We start from the raw sequence: 21,219 nt of genomic DNA on the forward strand, positions 1-21,219 counted from the left end.
CATGACCGAGTCGGACGCACGACGCGACTTTCGTCCCGGCCCACTACGGCACGTCGAGGTGAGCCGGGGCGGCACCCGGTGGGCCCTGACATTCGTCCGCGACTTCACCCACTCCGCCTCGGCGCTGTGGACGGCACTCACCGATCCGGGGGAACTCCCCCAGTGGGCGCCCTACACCGCCGACCGCGACCTCGGATCGGTCGGACCCGCCACCCTGATCATGATCGACGGGGACGAGCGCACCGAACTCGACGGCACCGTCACCCGCGCCGACGCACCCTGCGTCCTCGAACATGCCTGGGGCGAAGACGTACTGCTGTGGAGGATCGAGGGAACCGACTCGGGCACCCGGTTGACGTTGCGCCACACGCTCGACGACCAGCGCACCGCGGCGATGACGGCGGCCGGGTGGCACCTGTGCCTCGACGTCGCGGAGGCCCTCCTCGACGGCAACCCGGTCGGGCCGATCGTCGGCGCCGAGGCGATGACCCACGGCTGGCGCGAACTCAACGAGCAGTACTCCGCACGCCTCGGCCTCGAACCGATCGATCCGACGCTGCCCTGAATTCGCCGACGGCGGCCGCCCGGCCCCCGGTACCGTCGATCCATGGGACTGCAGTGGGAAGCCGTGGTGGTCAACGCCGTCGATCCGACCGCCCTGGGGCGATGGTGGGCCGACGCGCTGGGCTGGGGCGCCGTGATCGACTCCGACGGCGACGTCCATATCCGGCCCGAGGCCGACAGCCACCCGGAAATTCTGTTCGTGGCCGTGCCGGATCCGAAACAGATCCAGAACCGCCTCCATCTCGACTTCCGCCCCGAGAATCAGGACGCCGAAGTCGAGCGGCTTGTCGCCCTCGGCGCCCGGCGCGCGGACGTCGGTCAGGGCGAGCAGAGTTGGGTGGTACTCGCCGATCCCGAGGGCAACGAGTTCTGTGTGCTCTCCGGTCGACGCTGACGTCCGCTCAGGCCGCCGTCGCCCGTAGCGACCGCAGGGCCTCGTGCTGCACGACGAGTACTCGGCTCACCGGCAATCCGAGCACGCCCGCGGTGTCGTGGGCGGAAAGTCCGTCGATGACGCGCAGCAGGACGATCTCCCGGGCAGTGGGGTCGAGATCGTGCAGCAAGCGCGCCACTTCGGGCGGGACGTCGGAATTTCCGGAACCGGGATGTCCGTGTGCGACCGTCCCGCTCACGATGCGGTACACCTCGCGGACGGGATGGTCGCTGCGGGCGAGGGACGGAAGTTCCCGCGCCACCGCGAGCAGTGCCTCCTGCGCGACCTCGTCGGCCGGCCGGACGGACTGCGGGGAAATCCCCACGCGCGTCCGACAATAACGTACTATCTGCGGCCACAGCGTCGTCATCACTCGCCGGACTGCCTCGCGGTCCCCCGCCGCGGCGGCCGCGGCCGCCGAATGCAGTTCCTCGTCAAGCACACTCATGTCACCCTCGTTCCCCCGACCTCGCCGCACCCGGTGACCCGTCACGGCCCTTCCGTTCTCATCTTCCGACACACGAGGAGTCGACACATCAGGGAAGTTCCCCATTTCCCTGCGCGTAAACCCCTACATGTCCGGCTTCTTCCGCAGGTTCTTGGTCTGGCCTCGTCGCTTCTTGGCCTCGAGTCTTCGCCGCTGCGACCCCTTGGTGGCCGTGGTCGGACGCCGGGTGCGGGGTTCGGCCAGGACGGCCGCCCGCAGCAGGGCTGCCATCCGGGCCCGTGCCGCGCGCCGATTACGCAGTTGCGAACGGGTTTCGGACGCGACCACGCTGACCACACCGTCAACGAGCCTGTGTCCCAGCCGAATCTGCATGCGCTCGAGCTGGGCGGGCGTCAGCGTCGACAACGTCCACAGGTTCACCCGCAACTCCACCCGCGAGTCGGTGGTGTTGACTCCCTGACCGCCGGGACCGCCGGCGCGGGAGAACCGCCACTGCAACTCGGCGGCGGGAACGACCAGCGATCGCGTGATCTCGAGGTCGTCGGTGACGTCGCCACCGGGAAACACCGGAGAAACGTCGCTCACACTCCCAGCGCCCTAGCGAGCACCGGCCAGGAATCGTGAAGGTCGTCCTGCCAGTACCCCCACGAGTGTGTACCCGAGTTACGGAAACTTTCGGTTGCAGGTATTCCCAATTCGCCCAGGCGATCCGTGAATCGATGCGTGCAGTAGTTGGTCACCGCTTCGATGGGTCCACCCGCGTAGATCTGACGGGCGAGCGTGGCGACGTTGCCGTCGATCCCGGGACCGGCCAGGGTCTCGTGGCGTCCCGGCAGCCCGTTGCCGTTGGAGAGGAACAGTTCGGTTCCCCGCAACTTGTCGGCATGGACGTAGGGATCGTTGGCCGCCCACGCCGGATCGTCCGGCTCGCCATACATGTTGACGGGACTGCCGTAACCGTAGTTGTCCATGGTGATCTTGATGAAGAGCTGACCGAGCGGATCACTGGTCAGGGCGCAACCGCTGTAGGCGGCCACGCCGCGGAACAGTCCGGGAGCGGCGATCGCCAGCTGCAGAGCCGCGGTGCCCACCCGCGACATCCCGGCCAGCGCGTTGACCCCGTTGGTGCCGAGGGCGGCGTCGACCACCGGTGGAAGTTCCTGGGTCATAAAGGTCTTCCACTTGTTCACCCCCATCACCGGATCGGGGCTCTTCCAGTCCGTCCAATACGCGTTCTCGCCGCCGGAAGGGCTGACGACGTTGACGTTCTGATCCGAGAGGAACTCTTCGACATCGGTCTTCTCCCGTCGAACCTCACCGTCGAGGAAGTACAGCGTGGGCCTCGGCGCACTCGTATCGGCGGGGCGCTGGACGTGCACCGGCACGACCCTCTGCATCGACGCCGAGAAGACGTGCAGCGTCAGATGTCTCGGATCGATCACGGTGACGTCGTCGAGCGTCGACCCGTTGGGCGCCGTCGCGGAACCGAGCGCGTGGCCGGTGTCGACGATAGGATCGGCGGTCGCGACGGCGCCGCCGAGGCCGAGGGACACCACGGTGACGGCCGCGACTGCCGCTGTGCGCAATTTCCCCCGAAACATGTGTCGTCTCACGACCGCATACCGCCCTCCACCCGCACGAATCCCGGTCCCGGGGCATGCTAACAGTTCCCACCTTGCCGAGTAACGGAAGAGCCTTTCCGTGCGATGAACATCCGACCCCCCAAAGTTCATTGAAGGACCGGCATGACCTTCCCCCCGCCCTCGTCGCCCGTCACTCGCAGGAAGTGGCCCTGGATCACCGGCGGCATCGTCGTAGCCGTGGCTGTGTTCTCGTTCCTCAGCCCCGCACAGGACGACCAATCGGCCCAGGCCACAGCAGCATCCGCGGCCGCGACACCCGCGGTCGCCACGTCGACGACTGCGAGTGTGGCGTCGAGTTCCTCGACACCGGTGCCGGTTTCGTCTGCGCTCGCCCTCTCTCCGATCGAGCCCGCCGTGGCCGACGGCGCCGACGCGACCGCCGCGCTGCAGCAACTCGCCGGTCTCGACATCAAGGGACGCGCACCGAAGACCGGCTACGACCGCGACCTCTTCGGACAGGCGTGGACCGACGACGTCACGGTCGAGGGCGGTCACAACGGCTGCGACACGCGCAACGACATCCTCGGGCGCGATCTCGAGCAGATCGTGTTCAAGCCGGGCACCCACGACTGCGCGGTGCAGACCGGAACGCTGCACGACCCGTACACCGGCACCACCATCGCGTTCGTCCGCGGCGAGGGCACGTCGAACGCCGTGCAGATCGATCACGTCGTCGCGCTGTCCGATGCCTGGCAGAAGGGTGCACAGCAGCTCGACACCGCGACCCGGGTCAACTTCGCGAACGATCCGCGGAACCTCGAGGCCGTCGACGGACCCGCCAACCAGCAGAAATCGGACGGCGACGCCGCCACCTGGCTACCCCCGAACAAGAGTTACCGGTGCACCTATGTGGCCGATCAGGTGGCGGTGAAAGCCGCGTACGGGCTGTGGGTGACCCAGGCCGAGCACGACGCGATCGCCCGGGTCCTGCAGGACTGCGGGGCCGCGACACCGGCCGCGGCGCCCGTCCCGACGACGAGCACGGTGCCCGAACCCGCACCGGCGCCTGTTCCCGCTCCGGCGCCCGCGCCGGTCCCGTTCGTCGACACGGCATCCCCGAGCGACGTCTACTACAAGAACTGCGCTGCAGCCAGGGCTGCCGGTGCGGCACCGGTCCACATCGGCGAGCCGGGCTACGGCACACATCTCGATCGCGACGGCGACGGTGTCGGCTGTGAGTGAACCAGGCCTGCCGAGACACGCACCGCGACCGCAGGTTAACCTGAACTGCCTGCAGGGACGTCGGGTACCTGTAGCTCTCTGTACATGTCAGAAAGATGAGATCGGCATGACCACTGCACCCGACGCACTCGGGCACCCCCCTCACACCGGCGAACCGCCCCTCACCCGCACCTACGTGAAGCCGGCCTTGTCGGCCCGCGAGGTCGAAGTGCTCCGGCACTGGTTGCGCGGCGACTCCAAACTCGCCGTCGCCGCCGACCTCCACATCGCCCTCGGAACGGTCAATACCCACCTGACCCGGATCCGCGAGAAGTATGCGCTGGTCGGGCGTGACGCGTCGACCAAGACGGCATTGCTCGTGCGGGCGCTTCAGGACGGGATCATTACCATCGCCGAACTCTGACGGCTACGCCCGGCGCAGCGCGTCGCGGTCGATCTCGGCCACCGACGTCAGCCCGCTGAGCCCCATCGTGAGGTCGAATTCGGCGATCACGTTGGCCGTCGCGTCCCGCGCGCCGGCCTGACCCGCGAGGGCCAGACCGTACAGGTGGGGCCGGCCGAGCGTCACCGCGTCCGCACCGAGCGCGAGGGCCTTGAAGACGTCTGCTCCCGTGCGGATTCCGCTGTCGAGGAGCAGCGTCAAGCGGCCGTCGACGACGGGCGCGATGTCGACGAGTGCGTCCAGCGACGACACGCTGCCGTCCACCTGTCGCCCACCGTGATTCGACACGACGAGGCCGTCGACTCCCGCGTCGAGTGCACGCCGGGCGTCGTCGGGGTGGAGCACGCCCTTCAGGAGGATCGGGAGCGACGTCCGGCTGCGCAGGGTCTCGATGTCTGCCCAGCTCAACGACGGACGGGAATAGATGTCGAGGAACGTCTCCACGGCGGCCCTGGGTTCCGGCGAGCGGAGGTTGTCGAGGAAGCGGCCCGGGAAGCGCCGGGTCATCGACACCAGCGACCGGATCGCGCCGAGCGTCACCTCGACGTCCGGCTTCTTGGCCGCAGCCTTGATCCGGTCGTGCACGATTCTGCGGAACACCGGGTCGGACGTGTACTGCGCGATCCCCTGCCCCTGAGCGAACGGCAGCGAGCCGAGGTTGAGGTCTTCCGGTCGCCAGCCGAGCATCGTCGTGTCGAGGGTCACGACGACCGCGTCCGCGCGAATGTTCTCCGCGCGCTGGAGCAGGCTGTCCACGAGCTCGTCGTCCGTGCTCCAGTACAGCTGGAACCACCGGGGCGCATCCCCCATCGCCGCCGCGCTCTCCTCCATCGGGGCGCAGCCCTGGTTGGAGAAGATGTACGGCACACCCAGTTCCGCGGCGGCCGCGGCGATGGCCACGTCGGCCTCCGGCCTCGCCAGTTCGGCCGCGCCGACGGGAGCGAGCAGCACCGGCGCCGGAATCCGGCGCCCGAACAGTTCCACGCCGATGTCGCGCCGCGAGACGTCGCGCAGCACCCGGGGAACGATCTGCCACTTGTCGAACGCGTCCCGGTTGGCCTGCATCGTGCGACCCAGTCCGGCGCCGCCGTGCACGTAGGCCCAGCCCTTCGCGCTCATCTTCTTTCGCGCGCGCCGCTCGAGCGTGTCGAAGTCGGCGGGAACGGTGGGCGTGCGCCCGAGAACGCCGTCGCGGTAGATCAGATTCTGACGGGCCCGGCCCGGGCTGTCCTGGTTCTCGCTCGCAGACATGGGCAGAGTCTTGCACAACGCAACACGGACCGGCGCCGGGTCGGCGGGACGCGTAGGTTTGTGACCGGCCCCACATGGTGCGCCACTTCGCTCACAGACGTCCTAGGAGACCGCGATGCCCGACCGTCCGTCCCTCACCGGGGCTCCCTGCTGGATCGATCTCACCAGTTCCGACCCACAACAGGTCATTCCGTTCTACACGGGGCTGTTCGGGTGGAACTCCGACACCAACGAGGATCCGCAGTACGGCGGTTACTCCATCTTCAGCAGCAAAGGCAAACCCATTGCGGGGCTGGGCCCCCAGCAGCAGGGGAACCCGTACGGGAACGTCTGGACCACGTACATCGCGTCCGAGGACGCCGAGGCCACCGCAGCGAAGGCCGCCGCGGCCGGCGGCCAGGTGATGATGCCCGCGATGACCGTCGGCGACCAGGGCACGATGGCCATTCTCGGCGATCCCGCCGGCGCCGTCATCGGCGTGTGGCAGGCCGATCAGCACAGCGGCTTCGGACTGGTCGACGAACCCGGCGCACCCGTCTGGCACGAAACGCTGTCCCGCGACTACGCGGCGGCACTCCCCTTCTACGCGGACGTCTTCGGCTGGACTTACCAGACCCTCGGCGACACAGACGAATTCCGCTACTCCCAGGCCAACCTCGGCGACCGCACCGTCGCCGGCATCATGGACGCCGGCTCGTTCCTGCCCGAGGGTTCCCCCTCGTTCTGGCAGTTCTACATCGGCGTCGAGGACACCGATGCAGCGGTCGCGAAGGTGACCGAACTGGGGGGCAGCGTCCGGCGTGAACCGGAGGACACCCCGTTCGGACGGCTCGCGTCCGTCGCCGATCCCCTCGGCGCCGCATTCCAGATCACCACGTTGCAGTCCTGAACCGGTGCCGGCGGCGCGGCCCGTCCGCGCCGCCGTTTCACACCGGACCGAACGACGCCTGCGCCTCCTTGGCGTCCCAGATGTCCAGGAGTGAGCGGAGGATCTCCTCCGACATGCCCAGACCGCCGAGATGGCTCTCTCCGTGCATCGTGTGGAACTCGGCGTCCGGGAGCAGCGCAACCATGTGCTGCCCGTGCCGGAGGGGGATGATGTGGTCGCAGTCGCCGTGCCACCAGCGCACGGGGGTCTTGACCGCATTGACCCGGAATCCCCAGTCCCGTGCGAACAGTACGAGGTCCGCGAACGGGGCACTGAGCTGTTTGCTGCCGCCGTTGAGCAGATCGTCCAGGAACATCGCCTTGAACTCCGGCCGCGCGAGCAGGCGGCGGTCGCCTTCCGGGGACAGCCGCCCGTACAGGTCGATGATCGGCGACGCGAACGGCCTCGCCAGCCTGATGACGGAACTCGCCGCCAGCCCGACCGGGACGCCGCCCGCCGCCAGCACCGGTGCCGCCAGCACCGCGAGATCCATCAAACCGCTGCGGATGGCGTCGGGTCCCTGCGTCGGCGCGACACCGCCGAGGATGCCGGCCGCGATCACCCGATCGGGCATCGCGTGCGCCGCCGCCAGCGTGTAAGGGCCGCCGCCGGACAGTCCGACGAGCGCCATCTGATCGATGCCCAGGGTGTCGGCGACCGTGCGCAGGTCCTCCGCGAAGTCGACCACGGCGCCGTACCGGTGCGGCGTCGACGACCCCACCCCCGGCCGGTCGATCCCGATCAGCCGCACGTGCTCACGTTCGGCGAACGCACGCGCCTCCATCGGCACCTGCCTGCGCGCACCGGGTGTGCCGTGCAGCCAGAACACTGCCCTGCCCTGAGCCGAACCGAATTCCGCGAAGCCGAGCCGACGCCCCTCGCCTACGGCGACTGTGCCCTCCAACTGCGGGCGTGCGATATCCACCATTCCCACAGCTTCGCACGTGACCGTCGTCACGTTTTCGTTCGGGACCCGATCAGCGGTGCGCGGTGGACGTGAACTGGTAGGTCGCGGCGTCGACGATCTGATCGGGCGACACCTCGATCTCGCCGTTCAGCCACGCAGTCATGAGTTCCGCGAGCCCGCCCACGAACAGCAGTGCGGTGATCTCGTCCTGCGGCGACGACCACGCCCGGTCGCCGTACAGCGCCTTCGATTCCTCGGCGACCAGCAGCGCGAACGCTCGCAACAATTCGCGTCTGCGCGTCCGCAGCGGCTCGGCGCCCGCCGACTCGATGATCGACACCCTGCCCTTCCGCGGGTCGGTCGTCAGGATGTCGACGAACGTCGCGATGGCGGCTCGCGCCCGCACCTCCGGGTCACCGGTCACGGTCTGCAGGGTGACCCGCGCGGCCTCCCCGATCTCCGCGGCGATGCCCTCGATCACCTGCACCAGCAGGTCGTCCCGACTGCGGAAGCTCTCGTAGAAGTAGCGTTCCGTCAGTTTCGCCTCGGCGCAGATGGCGGTCATGGTCGCCTTCTCGCCGCCGACGGTGCCGAACACCTTCAGTCCCGCCTCGAGCAGCCGCGCGCGACGGTCCGAGGCCCGCTCCTCCGAACTTCGTCCGCGGTACTGCCGCGCCGGCCGACTCATCACTCGATGTTGACAGACCTGCAGGGGTGACGCACACTACACACATCTGACAGGACGCCCTGTCACATACGCCGACGAGGAGGGCCGATGCCCAAAGTTCTCGCTGCTCCCCCACCGGAAAGTGCCCTGCTACCCATCTCGGGCAATGCCGGATTCCCTGTCATCGGACACTCGCTCGACTACTTCCGCGACCCGATGGGACTGCTGCAGAGCCGCTGGGATCGTTACGGTCCCGTGTCCTGGCTGAGCATGGCCGGCAAGAGGTGGGTCACCGTGCTCGGGCCGGACGGCTGCCAGGAGATCCTGCAGAACAAGGAACGGGCATTCGTCAACAGCGACGGGTGGAGCGTGCTGATCGGGCCGTTCTTCCACCGCGGCCTCATGCTCCTCGACGGCGACGAACACCTCGCGCATCGGCGGATCATGCAGCAGGCGTTCACCCGCGACCGGTTGTCGCGCTACACCGAGGCACTCCATCCCGCGGTCGAGAGGGGACTCGACGCCTGGCAGCCCGCCCTCGGGTTCACCGCGTACCCCGCACTGAAGGAACTGACGCTGGATCTCGCCACGAGCATCTTCATGGGCGGTGCCGAGGGGTCGACGCACCGGGAGATGGCCGAGATCAACAAAGCCTTCGTCGACTGCGTGCAGGCCGCCACCTCTGTGGTGCGGTACCCACTGCCCGGAACCCGGTGGAAACGCGGCATCGACGGACGCGCGCGCCTCGAGGACTTCTTCCGTCGCTACCTGCCCGCCCGGCGCGCGGATGCAGGCGACGATCTGTTCTCCGCGCTCTGCCACATCGAGTCCGACGAGGGCAGGCGGTTCGGCGACGACGACGTCGTCAACCACATGATCTTCCTGCTGATGGCCGCCCACGACACGTCCACGATCACCCTGTCGACGATGATGCAGTACCTCGGCCAGCATCCCGAATGGCAGGAGCGTTGCAGGCGGCAGTCGGCGGCGCTCGGCACGACCACCCCGACCTACGACCAACTCGACGAACTCACCGACCTGGACCTCGTGATGAAGGAGTGCCTGCGCCTCGTCCCACCGGTGCCGGTGGTCGCCCGCCGGGCAGTGAAGGACACCGAGGTGCTCGGCTGCTACATCCCACGGGGAACGTACATGTCCGTGGTCGTGCACTTCACGCACCACATGCCCGAGTACTGGCCCGACCCGGAGAGGTTCGACCCCGAGCGGTTCGCACCCGAACGCCGCGAGGACAAGGTGCACCGGTTCGCATGGGAACCGTTCGGCGGCGGCGTGCACAAATGCCTGGGAATGCATTTTGCCGGCGCCGAGATCAAGACGGTCATGCATCACCTGCTGCAGCGATTCGACTGGCAGGTGAGCCCCGATTACATCGCCCCGCTGAACTACACCTCGCTGCCGTTCCCCTCCGACGGCCAACCCGTGGACCTGTATCACCGCATCCACTGAGAAGTTCGACCATAGTGGGGGTCATGACCGTTTCGGCGCCGCCGCTCGACGTGTACTCGCAAGCCACGCTGTCGGCCCTCATGCCGTCCGTTCTCGCCTCGCTGGGGGTCGCCGGCGAACCCAACCGGCTGCACCTGCCCGACAGCCGGCACACCGTCGTGCTCCTGATCGACGGGCTGGGCTGGACGCTGCTGCGGCGTCACCGCGAACACGCGCCGTTCCTGGACGGCCTCGCGGGGCGGCCGATCCGGGCCGGGTTCCCCACCACGACGGCCACCAGCATCGCGTCGTTCGGCACCGGACTGCCGTCGGGCAGCCACGGCATCACCGGCTACCAGTCATACGTTCGTGCGGTTCACGGCACGCTCAACTGGCTGTCGTGGCGCGCCGGGCACAAGGGCGACGAACTCACCCGGCTGGTTCCCGAGGTGGTCCAGCCCGCACCCACGGTGTTCGAACGTGCCGCGGCGGACGGCATCACGTGCACGACCGTGGTGCCCGCGAAGTTCGACGGGTCCGGCCTCACCCGCGCCGTCCTCCGCGGCGGCACGTTCCGGGGCATACACGCGTACGGTGACCTCATCGCACACGTCGTCGCCGCCTCCCGGTCCGGCGAACGGACCCTCACGTACTGCTATCTCAGCGAAATCGACACGCTCGGGCACATTTACGGTCCGGGAGCCGAATCCTGGCTGCAGCAGCTCGCCGTCGTCGACCGGCTCGTCGAGAAACTCGTCGCCGGTCTCGCGGCCGCGGGTCCGGGCATCACCCTCCACGTCACCGCCGACCACGGCATGATCACCGTCGACGACGCGGACAAGATCGACTTCGACAGCACGCCGGCGTTGTCGGACGGCGTGTCGGCCCTCGCCGGCGAACCCCGCTGCAGGCACGTCCACGCAAGGGCCGGAGCCGCGCACGACGTCGCCTCCCGGTGGAGGAGCGAACTGGGACACCGCATGTGGATCGGAACGCGGGACGAGGCCGTCACCGCCGGGCTGTTCGGCCCCGCTGTGCGGTCCGAGGTGCAGGACCGCATCGGGGACGTCGTCGCCATCGCGCAGGGCGGTGCCGCCGTGGTGCGGAGGAAGGCGGAATCGAGGCTGTCCGCACTGCCCGGCCAGCACGGCGCCCTCAGCGACGACGAGTTGCTGATCCCCCTGCTCCACACCGTCACCCCGTAATCCCGGGCCGCTCAACGGCCCCCGGCACCACTCCTGATAGAAATGACGAACAGCGTTGATTTCAGGAGAGATTCATGCCCCGCTCTGCGGTACCGAACACCGGCTCCATCATCACGACCGTCCGGAACAAGTGGCCCTGGATCCTCGCCGGCCTCGTGATCGTGGTTCTCGTCGCGATGCTGTCCCCCGCCCCCGACGACACCCTCGCCGCCGGCACCGAACCGATCGCGCCATCGGAAGTCACTGACGCACAACAGATACAGTCGGCCTTCGTCGCGCTCACCACCCTCGACGTGAAGGGGCGGGCACCCAAGACCGGATACGACCGGGAACTGTTCGGCGCCAGCTGGACCGACAACGTGTCGGTGGCGCTCGGACACAACGGCTGCGACACCCGCAACGACATCCTCCGACGCGACCTCGTCGACATCACCTCACGCGACCGCACCCGCGACTGCGTGGTGCAGTCGGGGACGTTGCGGGATCTGTACACGGGCAACATCATTGCGTTCACCCGGGGCACCAGGACGTCGGACGCGGTGCAGATCGATCACGTGGTGGCGTTGTCGGACGCGTGGCAGAAGGGTGCGCAACTCCTCGACGCCCAGACGCGGGCCGACCTCGCGAACGACCCCCGCAACCTGCAGGCGGTGGACGGCCCGACCAATCAGCGCAAGAGCGACGCCGACGCATCGACGTGGCTGCCCCCGCTGGCGGCGTACCGCTGCACCTACGTGGCACGTCAGGTCGAAGTGAAAGTGGCGTACCGGCTCTGGGTGACACCCGCCGAGCACGACGCGATGGCCGCGGTGCTCACCGGCTGCGGCGCCCGATGATCACGCGCCGGGCGGGGTGAGCCGGTTCGCCGAGCCCGTGTCGGCCGCCGCGGCCGTCGCACCGGAATCCCAGTCGACCGTGTTGTTGGAACCGGAGACGTCGAGGGAGTCGAGCGACACGGCGCGCACGACGTTGTCGTTACCGCTCACCGTCATCGCCCCGGAGTCGTCGACGTTCACGGAGTTCCCACTTCCGCCGACCGAGATCCGCTCCGCCTGCGTGCCGAGCACGGTCACGGCGTTGCCCTGCAGGTCGATCGACTCGACGACGTCGATGGTGGCACTGTTGCTGCGCCCCGCTATGGTGAGAGTTCCGGTCTGCCCGCCGACGAGCCCGGTGTCCTGACCGCGCACGATCACCGCGTTCGACCTGGCCACGTTCGCCGAGACGCCGTTGGCCTCGATCGTGACGGTGCCGCATTCACCGTCGAGCACGACCCCGGCGCCGTCCTTGTTCACGATCACGTCGCGGCCCGCGCAATCGCCGCCCGAGTTCAGTTCCACCGCGGAGCCGTCGCCTCGGGCCGGTTCGCTGTCGTGCGCGGCGTCCCGTCCGCACCCGCCGGACGCCGCGGCCACCACCACCAGACAGGCGATCGTGGCCGCGGCGCGGAAACCGCTCCGCCGGAGGTTGTGCATAGAACGCAGATCAGCTCTGCGCGAGCACCGGCATCGTGACAACCTGGCCCGCGTAGGACAGACCGGCACCGAACGCGAGGAGCAGCGCGGTGTCGCCGGGCTTGACGTCTCCGTTCGCCAGCATCGCTTCCATCGCGAGCGGCACGGACGCGGCCGAGGTGTTGCCGGACTCGGCGATGTCGTCGGAGACCGGCACGTTCTCGGGAAGCTTCATGCTGCGGGCGATCACCTCGGTGATCCGGGAGTTCGCCTGATGCGGAACGAAGGCGTCCAGATCCTCGACGGTCAGTCCGGCCTTCTCGACGGCGGCGAGCGCGACCTTGCCCATCTCGAAGGCTGCCCAGCGGAACACCGCGGTGCCGGCCATCTTGATGTACGGACGCTTGGCGCCCGGCGTCGTGATGTATTCGTACCAGTCCAGGTCCTGCACGATGGCGTCGGACTGGGAGCCGTCCGAACCCCACTCCACCGGCCCGATGCCCGCGACGTCGCTCTTGCCGACCACGACGGCACCGGCACCGTCACCGAAGATGAAGCGCGTGGAGCGGTCCGTCGGTTCGGTGGTGACGCTCATCTTCTCGACACCCACCACGAGGGCGTAGTCGACCGATCCGCCGCGCACCAGATCCGACGCCACGGTCAGCGCCGTGCAGAAGCCGGCGCAACCGCCACCGAGGTCGAACGCACCGGGACCGCTGGTACCCAGCGCGTCGGCTACCAGAGCCGCGGCGGGCGGCGTCAGGAGGAGATACGTCGACGTGGCGACGATGACGCAGCCGATCTGCTCGGGGTCGATACCGCTCGCCTCGATGGCCTTGCGTCCGGCCTCGATGGACATCGTGACGACGTCCTCGTTCTCCGCCGCGAACCGCCGGTTCCGGATGCCCGAGCGAGACTGGATCCACTCGTCCGTCGAGTCGATCAGTTCACAGATCTCGTCGTTGGTGACAACCCGCTCGGGCCGATACGCGCCGAGCCCGAGAAGGGCGGACTGCCGACCTCCAGCCACGGTGGCAATCTGCTTTCCCATCGATCGATCTCCTCATCAGGTCCCGCGTGGTTACGCGCAGTGTGGACTTGTCGCCAGCACACGTTACGTCGAGCGCCGCCCACGGGGTAGCACCGGTTCCTGTTACTCGCCGGTAACAAGAGGTCGGAGGAGAAATGCGACGACACGAAAAGGGCGGTCAAACCCACACTTCGGCACGAACGTACTTGTTAGACTTTCCCCGGTTTCCAGCAGTTGATCACCGGTAGGGGGAGTGGTCGTTCCAGGCCACGCAGTGCCGCCTGCTGCCAGAGATGGAGAGTCCCTCGTGAAGCGAACCAGAGCTCTTGCAGCAGCGTCACTCGTCGGCGCGGCGGTGACGTTGATCACCTTCGGCTTCGCCGGTCCGGCGGCAGCGAATCCCAACGCCATCAACCCGATTCCCGGCCTCAACGGCACCAACGGGATACCGCGCCTCACCGGGCGCACCCAGGCGGTCGCGCAACAGACCGGCATGCTCAGCCCGAACCGCACCCAGGACGCCAACGTCCTCGGCACCGACCTCGGCATCATGTGGGACAACGGCCAGGGCCAGGTCCTCACGGCGTTCGGCGACTCCGCCGGGCTCGGGCTGCCCAACCTGCTGTCGGGCAGCCTGTGGGCCTGGCGCAGCAGCACACTCTTCCGCAGCTCGGACGGCATCCTGTCGGACGGGATGAACTTCGACAGCTCGCCGCGCGACATCTTCGGCCAGTCCAAGGAACTCGTCCCGAGCCCCAAGATCCCGTTCGTCGAGATCAGCCGCATCCCCACCGCCGGCGTCGCCGCCGGCAACACCCAGGTGCTGAGCATGATGTCGGTGAAGAACTGGGGTCCGGCCGGAACGTGGGACACCAACTACTCCGGCCTCGTGTACTCCCAGGACAACGGCGAGAACTGGACCGTCGCCCCCGAGACGCAGCGGCCGAATGTCGGCGGTAACGCCAACTTCCAGATGAGCGCGTTCGTCAAGGCCGACGGTTTCATCTATCAGTACGGCACCCCCGCCGGCCGCGGCGGTCTCGTCCACATCGCGCGGGTCCCGGAAGCTCAGATCATGGATCTCGGCGCGTACGAATATTTCGACGGCGCCAAGTGGATCAAGGGCAACCCCGACGTCGCGAAGCCGATAATGCCGGGCGGAGTCGGCGAATTGTCCGTCGCGTACAACCAGTACCTCGGCCAGTACCTGATGCTGACCACCGACCAGTACAACTCGGTGGTCATGCGACGCTCACCGTCGGTCACCGGGCCGTGGGGCCCGCCGGAGGTGCTCGTCGACACCCGGGAACTCCCCTCCGCGTACGGCGCCTACATCCATCCGTGGTCGTCGGGACCCGACCTCTACTTCCTCACGACCGTGCACAACAACTACAACGTGCTCCTCATGCACACCACCCTGACTCCGTAGCCGTCGTACTAGCGTCAGGGCATGGATGCAGCGGCCTGGGACGAACGGTATTCACAGAGCGAACTGGTGTGGGGCGCCCCACCCAACGCCGTCGTGGTCGAGCAGGTCACTGCTCTACCCCGCGGTCGCGCACTCGACCTGGCGTGCGGGAGGGTCGCAACGCACTGTGGCTCGCCACCCGCGGCTGGGAGGTGACGGGCCTCGACTACTCGGCCGTGGCCGTCGACAAGGCCCGCCGGGTGGCCGCCGACGCGCCCCGATCGGTCCGCGAGCGACTCGACTACCGCGTCGCCGACGTCACCGATTCGGACCTCGGCGGCGAGTACGACCTCGTGCTCGTGATCTACCTCCACCTCGCTCCTGCGGAGCGGTTGCGGGTTGTGAACCGCGCCATATCTGCACTGAAACCTGATGGAATCCTCATGATTTTGGGGCATGACGCCGTTAACTTGTCACAGGGAGTCGGAGGCCCTCAGGACCTCGAAATCCTTTACACCCCAGAAGATTTGTTGAATTCGATCGCAGGCCGACTCGTCGTCGACGTCGCAGAACGGCGCTTCCGGGAGACCGATGCCGGAACGGCGATCGACGCGCTCGTCGTCGCACACCGCCCGAGTCTTGGCAGTCAGGTAAATCGGGCGTAATATCGGCGATGTTACCGACGAGTAATAACTTGGGCGGTACTTACTGATAGACCGCACCATCTCACTGGGAGAGACAGAAGACATGGGCCATTACAAGAGCAACGTCCGCGACCTGGAGTTCAACCTCTTCGAGGTACTCGGTCTCGAGCAGCCGCTGAGTGACGGCGTGTGGGGCGATCTCGACGCCGACACCGTCCGCAACATGCTCAGCGAGGTTGCCCGTCTCGCCGAAGGACCGCTCGGCGAGTCCTTCGCCGATGCCGACCGCAACCCGCCGGTCTTCGACCCCGAGAACCACACCGTCACCCTGCCGGAATCCTTCAAGAAGTCGTTCCGCGCACTGTGGGACGCCGAGTGGTACCGCATGGGACTCTCCGAGGAGATCGGCGGCGTTCCCGTGCCGCGATCCGTCGTGTGGGCCATCGGTGAGCTGATCCTCGGCGCCCAGCCGGCCGCGCACATGTACCAGGCCGGACCCGCATTCGCGGACGTGCTGTTCAACAACGGCACCGACGAGCAGAAGCAGTGGGCCGCCACCATCGTCGAACGCGGCTGGGGCGCCACCATGGTCCTCACCGAACCCGACGCCGGTTCCGACGTCGGCGCGGGCCGCACCAAGGCCATCAAGCAGGACGACGGCTCCTGGCACATCGAGGGCGTCAAGCGGTTCATCACGTCCGCCGACTCCGACGACCTGTTCGAGAACATCTTCCACCTGGTCCTGGCCCGCCCCGAAGGCGCAGGCCCCGGCACCAAGGGACTGTCGCTGTTCTTCGTCCCCAAGACGCACTTCAACTTCGAGACCAACGAGTTCGGCGAACGCAACGGCGCCTTCGTCACCAACGTCGAGCACAAGATGGGCCTGAAGGTTTCCGCCACGTGTGAGGTCACCTTCGGCGGCCACGGAATTCCCGCCCAGGGCTGGCTCGTCGGCGAGGTCCACAACGGCATCGCGCAGATGTTCGACGTCATCGAGCACGCCCGCATGATGGTCGGCACCAAGGCCATCGCCACCCTCTCCACCGGCTACCTCAACGCCCTCGAGTACGCGAAGGAACGCGTCCAGGGCGCCGACCTCACGCAGATGACGGACAAGGCCGCGCCGCGCGTCACCATCACGCACCACCCCGACGTCCGTCGCGCCCTCGCCATGCAGAAGGCGTACGCCGAGGGCCTGCGCGCCGTGTACCTGTACACGGCGGCGCACCAGGACGAGGCCACCGCCAAGCTGGTGTCCGGCGCCGACAAGGACCTCGCGTTCCGCGTCAACGACCTGCTGCTCCCGATCGTCAAGGGTGTCGGCTCCGAACGGGCGTACCAGTACCTCACCGACAGCCTCCAGACGTTCGGCGGCTCCGGCTTCCTGCAGGACTACCCGATCGAGCAGTACATCCGCGACGCCAAGATCGACTCGCTGTACGAGGGCACCACCGCCATCCAGGCGCAGGACTTCTTCTTCCGCAAGATCGCCCGCGACCGCGGGGTGGCCCTCGCGCACATCGCCGGCGAGGTCAAGAAGTTCATCGACAGCGAGGCAGGCAACGGTCGTCTCAAGGCCGAGCGTGCCCTGCTCGCCACCGCCCTCGAGGACGTCCAGACCATGGCCGCCACCCTCACCGGATACCTCATGGGTGCGCAGGAGCAGCCGTCCGAGCTGTACAAGGTCGGGCTCGGTTCCGTCCGATTCCTGATGTCCGTCGGCGACCTGCTCATCGGCTGGCAGCTGCTGCGTCAGTCCGAGATCGCGATCAAGGCCCTCGACGAAGGTGCCAACGCCAAGGACAAGGCGTTCTACGAGGGCAAGGTAGCCATCGCGTCCTTCTTCGCGAAGAACGTCCTGCCCGAGCTGACCGCCACCCGCGGCATCGTCGCCAACCTCGACAACGACATCATGGAGCTCGACGAAGCAGCGTTCTGATCGGCTTCACACCTTCTGATCTCCGCAGACGCACCCCTTCTCCGCACACGCACCCCATTTCGGACACGATTCCGGGTGCGTCTGCCCAGGAGGGGTGCGTTTGTCATTGGCTACAGAGTTCGCAGCGTCAGTCGCCGCGCCACTGGCAGTGCCGATTGCTCAACCCTCCCCATCGGAGGCAGCGATGTTTTTCCCCGTGTGAGCACCGGACGGATGCGAGCAGCGAGCCGAAGCGGGTCACTCAGCTCGTCCCACGTCCATCGCACCATCTGAAAGCCGAGTTCCCGCATGGCATCTTCGCGTCGCTTCTCGGCGAACACCGCGTCACCCGCTTCCTGACCAGGTTTCAGCATCCGCTCGTATTTCACGCGACCGTCGAATTCGCCCAGAAAACCCGAACTCTCGATGTAGAAGTCAACGCGGCCAAGGATTCTGCCGTCGTATCCGCGAACCACACCCTGCTGGGATGGCGACGGTAACCCCGTGGTCGAGAACATCACCCGACTGCGAGATTCCCCGACACTTTCGCTGTATCCGGTGAGAAATTGCACGACACGGCGTGCAGCACCCACACCCTTCCGGCCCTGCGCCGATGCGAGCTCGCATTCCAGGTCCCCGGGGCTGATTCCGAACGTCCGGACGGCCGCGTCTCCTGTCACCACGGCCTGCTCGAACGGGAGCGTACGGCCGAGATCCACGACCATCCGCGACGGTGTCGTCACGAGGTACCCGTCTGCCTCCGCAACGTGGCCGTCCAGCGAGGAGCAATGCACCGTCACGCGGGTCTTGATGCGCCCGCCGCTCCGGCGGTTCCGGGTGACCTGCACCCGATCGAGTGGCGTCTTCCACACCGGCAATCCATACACGACGGCGGCCGACTGGTGACTCAGGACCGCGTCCCCCGACATTCGCGGAACCGTCGCGTCGATCAAGAGCCGGTGTCGCGCTTCGGGCGTCGCATGCTCGAATGCCGATTCGCCGACGTAGGCGCCATGACCGACCCGTCGCCAACCTCCCCTCGTGTAAAGGCGGCGTATTTCGTCGTCGGTGAAGCCGGCAGCCAGCGCGTCCCGCCGCAGGATCAACTCCCCGGGCTCATGTTCCATGGCGTCGATACTCGCGGCCGCGCACTCCCACCGCACTACCCGATTTGCGATCTGTGGACAACTCCCCGACGAACGCACCCGTTCTCGACACCCGCACACGAATTGGGACCCCAGAAGGGGTGCGGCTACCGGGAAGAAGTGCGGCTACTCGCCTTCGCCCGGCTTCGGCTTCGCGGTGGGCTTCGGGCTCTCCGGTGGCGTGGTCGGAGCCGGCGAGGCGGCGGGGGTGCGCTCGTCGGGCTTGGGCGCGCCGGGCGTCTCACATTTGACGATCGGGACCGGGTCGTAGCGGACGGTCCTGGTGTTCCGGGAAATCTCCTGTCCGGTGGCATGATCGGAGATCACCCGGGTGTCGCTGGCGGTGAAACCCGGGGCCCCACTGGAGGCGATGCAGTGATCGCCGGCGGGCAGGGTGACCGTGTCGGGCTGCGTCGGCTTGGTGCGGTTACCGGTGATCGACTCGACGTCGACCGACTTCGTTCCCCAGAACCGGATGGTCAGATCGGACGCGCCGCCGATGGCCTGGATCATCACGCCCGTCTTGGCGTTGTTGCGGAACTGCAGGTCGATGGCGCCTTCGAAGACGGTCGCCTCGCGCGCCTCGGGGTACCGCGAGATGTAGTACGAGTGCTCGGTGTGCGCGACGTCTTCCATGCCGGCGAAGTACGCGGCGTTGTACAGCGTCGTCGCCACCTGGCTCACACCGCCGCCCACCGCGGTGTCCGGGCGGCCGTTGTTGATGATGCCGGACTCCACGTAACCCTGAGCCGTGCCGCGCGGACCGGTGTACCCGTTGAGGGAGAAGGTGTCGCCGGGCTTGATCAGCGCGCCGTTGATCTCACTGGCGGCGAGCCGGATGTTCGTGCCGGACGCCGCGGAGAACCCGCTGGTGGTGAACTCGCCGATCACCTCCTTCACCCCGAGACCCTGCGCGGCCTCCGTGGTGAGGGCGGGCGGGACTGGGCCGTACACCGCGGCGGTCGTGTGAGAACCGTTGCCGCGCAACACCTCGGGCAACGTCTCCAAAGTCTTGGGCCACTGCACCAGGTCACCGACCACTGCCGGGACGACCGTGGGCGATCCCCCGTCGAGCGTGATCGCGGCATCCTTCGGTGCGATCTCGGTCGAGACGAGCTGAGGAGCGAGGATTCCGGTGGCGGCCTCGAGGTTGTACGTCGGCTTCAGCCCGCCTGCGCCGTCCGGCTCGAAACCGACGATGGCACCGATCTGCTGACGCGGCGCCGTCGCGACCTTGCCGTCACGACCGGTGACCACCAGATCCGCCGACGCCGCGGGCGCGGCCACGTCGTCGAGCGCCTTCTGGACGCCTTCCTCGGTCACCGTGACGGGCACGACGTCGACGGGCAGTTCCACCGTCCGGCCGAAGGCCCACTGCTCGGTCAACGCCGCCTCGGCACCCTCACCGTTCAGATTCTGTCCGGTGGACGGATCCACCGGCACCGGGGTCGCGCCCTCGAACACGACGGTTCCCTCGCGTGACGCGCGATCTGTGTCACCTCGCAGCTCGTCGACGGCGGACGCCAGCGCGGCCTCGTCGCGGGTCGACACCACCCCGATCTCGTCGGTGGTGAAGAACGACGTGAGGCGGGTGAACGGATTCAGCGGCTGCGAATCGGCTCGATCGAGGGTTGCCTCCCAATCGACCCCGAGCCCGGCGTCGGCGGGAACGAGCTCCGTGGACACGTCGCCGGCCTGCACCGTCAGCGGCTGATCAACCCGGGGGCCGACCTGCGCCTGCAACGTGGCCTCCGCCTCCTCGCGGGATGAACCGCCCACATCGACGCCGGCCACCGTCACGCCGCGCGGCAGCTTTCCGGACGACACCGCGAGGTCCGCGGCGTACGCGAGGCCGAGCACAGCGATCACACCACCGATGACGGCGGCGATCTTCATCCACGGGGCACGGGCCGGAGTCTCCTCGGCCGTCGTCGCGGCCGGCTCGGCTTCGGGTCGCGGCGGCGCAGCGGGCGGTGCCACCACCGTCGGATTCTCCGCCGCCGCGGTATGCGCCGCAGTCGGTCCGGGAACGGGGCCCGCCGGAATCACGGGAATCACCTGCGTGACGTCCTCGTTCGCCGGCGGCTCCACCCACACCGGCGGTTGCGGATCCTGCTGATCCGAAGATTCCCCCAGGTCACCGAGGTTCAACTGTGTTGTCGGGGCCTCGTCGGCACTCCGCTGTTCCGCGGAAGCCTCGGGAGCCGGAGCCTCGTCGGCACTCGGGACTGTGCTCCCGTTCTCGACCTTCCCGGGCTCGACGCTCCCGGGTTCGATGCCGTCGGGCGTCGTGGAAGGGTCCGGCGTCGACCGTTCGGGTGCAGTGCGCCCCTTGTCGCCGTCTTCGTCGTTCACCGTGGCCCTCTCACCGAGTTGTCCTTCGTGCGGGCCTCAGCTTGCCGTCGGTGCTCATTGCATTTCAAGCGCGATCCGATCCGGGCGAGGCCCGGTCGAGACCCCCACGTCAGCGTACCGGCCGCCGGAAATGCAAGAGCCCCGCGCTG

The 21,219-nt window shown here is 67.8% G+C and carries 20 protein-coding genes and 1 pseudogene; 11 read left to right on the forward strand and 10 right to left on the reverse strand.

Going from position 1 to position 21,219, the window contains the following annotated elements; all coding sequences use genetic code 11:
* Position 1 precedes the first annotated feature (1 nt).
* Positions 2–565 (forward strand): SRPBCC family protein, encoded by a 564-nt coding sequence (locus H0B43_RS10145; protein WP_185728037.1) that lies wholly within the window; start codon positions 2–4, stop codon positions 563–565.
* A gap of 42 nt (positions 566–607) precedes the next feature.
* Positions 608–958, forward strand: coding sequence for a VOC family protein (locus tag H0B43_RS10150; RefSeq protein WP_185728036.1), 351 nt, complete (start codon positions 608–610; stop codon positions 956–958).
* A 7-nt stretch (positions 959–965) separates the two neighbouring features.
* Here H0B43_RS10150 and H0B43_RS10155 read toward each other — a convergent pair whose 3' ends face one another.
* The 3 genes from H0B43_RS10155 to H0B43_RS10165 all read right to left on the reverse strand — a co-directional run bounded on the left by H0B43_RS10155 (position 966) and on the right by H0B43_RS10165 (position 3,046).
* Entirely contained in the window at positions 966–1,445 is a 480-nt protein-coding gene (locus H0B43_RS10155) for a sigma factor-like helix-turn-helix DNA-binding protein (protein WP_185728035.1), read from the reverse strand.
* 123 nt (positions 1,446–1,568) lie between these two features.
* The gene (gene arfB, locus H0B43_RS10160) at positions 1,569–2,030 is read right to left on the reverse strand and encodes an alternative ribosome rescue aminoacyl-tRNA hydrolase ArfB (RefSeq protein ID WP_397517476.1); all 462 of its coding nucleotides are present in this window, start codon (positions 2,028–2,030) and stop codon (positions 1,569–1,571) included.
* Complete coding sequence (locus tag H0B43_RS10165; RefSeq protein WP_185728034.1) at positions 2,027–3,046, reverse strand: alpha/beta hydrolase family protein; 1,020 nt, start codon at positions 3,044–3,046, stop codon at positions 2,027–2,029. The genes arfB and H0B43_RS10165 overlap by 4 nt, the downstream gene beginning before the upstream one ends.
* 144 nt (positions 3,047–3,190) lie before the next feature.
* On the opposite strand from H0B43_RS10165, the gene H0B43_RS10170 reads away from it, so the two are divergent.
* Together H0B43_RS10170 and H0B43_RS10175 are read left to right on the forward strand one after the other, a co-directional pair.
* The gene (locus H0B43_RS10170; RefSeq protein ID WP_185728033.1) at positions 3,191–4,270 is read left to right on the forward strand and encodes a DUF1524 domain-containing protein; all 1,080 of its coding nucleotides are present in this window, start codon (positions 3,191–3,193) and stop codon (positions 4,268–4,270) included.
* Positions 4,271–4,376: 106 nt separating this feature from the next.
* On the forward strand, positions 4,377–4,673 hold the full coding sequence (locus H0B43_RS10175) for a LuxR C-terminal-related transcriptional regulator (protein WP_185728032.1): 297 nt from the start codon (positions 4,377–4,379) through the stop codon (positions 4,671–4,673).
* Positions 4,674–4,676: 3 nt separating this feature from the next.
* Here H0B43_RS10175 and H0B43_RS10180 read toward each other — a convergent pair whose 3' ends face one another.
* On the reverse strand, positions 4,677–5,963 hold the full coding sequence (locus H0B43_RS10180; RefSeq protein ID WP_185728031.1) for an alpha-hydroxy-acid oxidizing protein: 1,287 nt from the start codon (positions 5,961–5,963) through the stop codon (positions 4,677–4,679).
* 115 nt (positions 5,964–6,078) lie between these two features.
* Between H0B43_RS10180 and H0B43_RS10185 the strand changes: the two genes are divergently transcribed.
* Complete coding sequence (locus tag H0B43_RS10185; RefSeq protein ID WP_185728030.1) at positions 6,079–6,852, forward strand: VOC family protein; 774 nt, start codon at positions 6,079–6,081, stop codon at positions 6,850–6,852.
* Positions 6,853–6,889: 37 nt separating this feature from the next.
* Here the strand turns inward: H0B43_RS10185 and H0B43_RS10190 are convergent, their stop codons facing one another.
* Both H0B43_RS10190 and H0B43_RS10195 read right to left on the reverse strand, forming a co-directional pair.
* The gene (locus tag H0B43_RS10190; protein WP_185728029.1) at positions 6,890–7,819 is read right to left on the reverse strand and encodes an alpha/beta fold hydrolase; all 930 of its coding nucleotides are present in this window, start codon (positions 7,817–7,819) and stop codon (positions 6,890–6,892) included.
* Between the two features lie 49 nt (positions 7,820–7,868).
* The gene (locus tag H0B43_RS10195; protein ID WP_185728028.1) at positions 7,869–8,486 is read right to left on the reverse strand and encodes a TetR/AcrR family transcriptional regulator; all 618 of its coding nucleotides are present in this window, start codon (positions 8,484–8,486) and stop codon (positions 7,869–7,871) included.
* An 87-nt stretch (positions 8,487–8,573) separates the two neighbouring features.
* Here H0B43_RS10195 and H0B43_RS10200 point away from each other — a divergent pair, with 87 nt between their 5' ends.
* The 3 genes from H0B43_RS10200 (at position 8,574) to H0B43_RS10210 (ending at position 11,952) form a co-directional block, all read left to right on the forward strand.
* Entirely contained in the window at positions 8,574–9,932 is a 1,359-nt protein-coding gene (locus tag H0B43_RS10200; RefSeq protein ID WP_185728027.1) for a cytochrome P450, read from the forward strand.
* Between the two features lie 23 nt (positions 9,933–9,955).
* On the forward strand, positions 9,956–11,116 hold the full coding sequence (locus tag H0B43_RS10205; RefSeq protein ID WP_185728026.1) for an alkaline phosphatase family protein: 1,161 nt from the start codon (positions 9,956–9,958) through the stop codon (positions 11,114–11,116).
* A gap of 74 nt (positions 11,117–11,190) precedes the next feature.
* The gene (locus H0B43_RS10210) at positions 11,191–11,952 is read left to right on the forward strand and encodes an HNH endonuclease family protein (RefSeq protein WP_185728025.1); all 762 of its coding nucleotides are present in this window, start codon (positions 11,191–11,193) and stop codon (positions 11,950–11,952) included.
* On the opposite strand, the gene H0B43_RS10215 is transcribed toward H0B43_RS10210, so the two are convergent.
* Positions 11,953–12,591, reverse strand: coding sequence for a DUF3060 domain-containing protein (locus H0B43_RS10215; protein ID WP_185728024.1), 639 nt, complete (start codon positions 12,589–12,591; stop codon positions 11,953–11,955). It lies immediately after the preceding gene.
* Between the two features lie 10 nt (positions 12,592–12,601).
* Complete coding sequence (locus H0B43_RS10220) at positions 12,602–13,621, reverse strand: beta-ketoacyl-ACP synthase III (protein ID WP_185728023.1); 1,020 nt, start codon at positions 13,619–13,621, stop codon at positions 12,602–12,604.
* A 286-nt stretch (positions 13,622–13,907) separates the two neighbouring features.
* On the opposite strand from H0B43_RS10220, the gene H0B43_RS10225 reads away from it, so the two are divergent.
* The 3 genes and pseudogenes from H0B43_RS10225 to H0B43_RS10235 all read left to right on the forward strand — a co-directional run bounded on the left by H0B43_RS10225 (position 13,908) and on the right by H0B43_RS10235 (position 17,591).
* Entirely contained in the window at positions 13,908–15,029 is a 1,122-nt protein-coding gene (locus tag H0B43_RS10225) for a DUF4185 domain-containing protein (protein ID WP_185728022.1), read from the forward strand.
* Between the two features lie 21 nt (positions 15,030–15,050).
* Positions 15,051–15,673 (forward strand): annotated as a pseudogene (locus tag H0B43_RS10230) (class I SAM-dependent methyltransferase).
* Between the two features lie 82 nt (positions 15,674–15,755).
* Complete coding sequence (locus H0B43_RS10235) at positions 15,756–17,591, forward strand: acyl-CoA dehydrogenase (RefSeq protein ID WP_185728021.1); 1,836 nt, start codon at positions 15,756–15,758, stop codon at positions 17,589–17,591.
* 110 nt (positions 17,592–17,701) lie between these two features.
* Here the strand turns inward: H0B43_RS10235 and H0B43_RS41415 are convergent, their stop codons facing one another.
* Both H0B43_RS41415 and H0B43_RS10245 read right to left on the reverse strand, forming a co-directional pair.
* Positions 17,702–18,295 (reverse strand): hypothetical protein, encoded by a 594-nt coding sequence (locus H0B43_RS41415; RefSeq protein WP_252189827.1) that lies wholly within the window; start codon positions 18,293–18,295, stop codon positions 17,702–17,704.
* Positions 18,296–18,841: 546 nt separating this feature from the next.
* On the reverse strand, positions 18,842–21,070 hold the full coding sequence (locus H0B43_RS10245; RefSeq protein WP_185728019.1) for a VanW family protein: 2,229 nt from the start codon (positions 21,068–21,070) through the stop codon (positions 18,842–18,844).
* Between the last annotated feature and the right edge of the window lie 149 nt (positions 21,071–21,219).

Origin of the sequence: Rhodococcus sp. 4CII (genome assembly GCF_014256275.1) — a bacterium.
GTDB classification, from domain to species: Bacteria; Actinomycetota; Actinomycetes; order Mycobacteriales; family Mycobacteriaceae; genus Rhodococcus_F; species Rhodococcus_F wratislaviensis_A.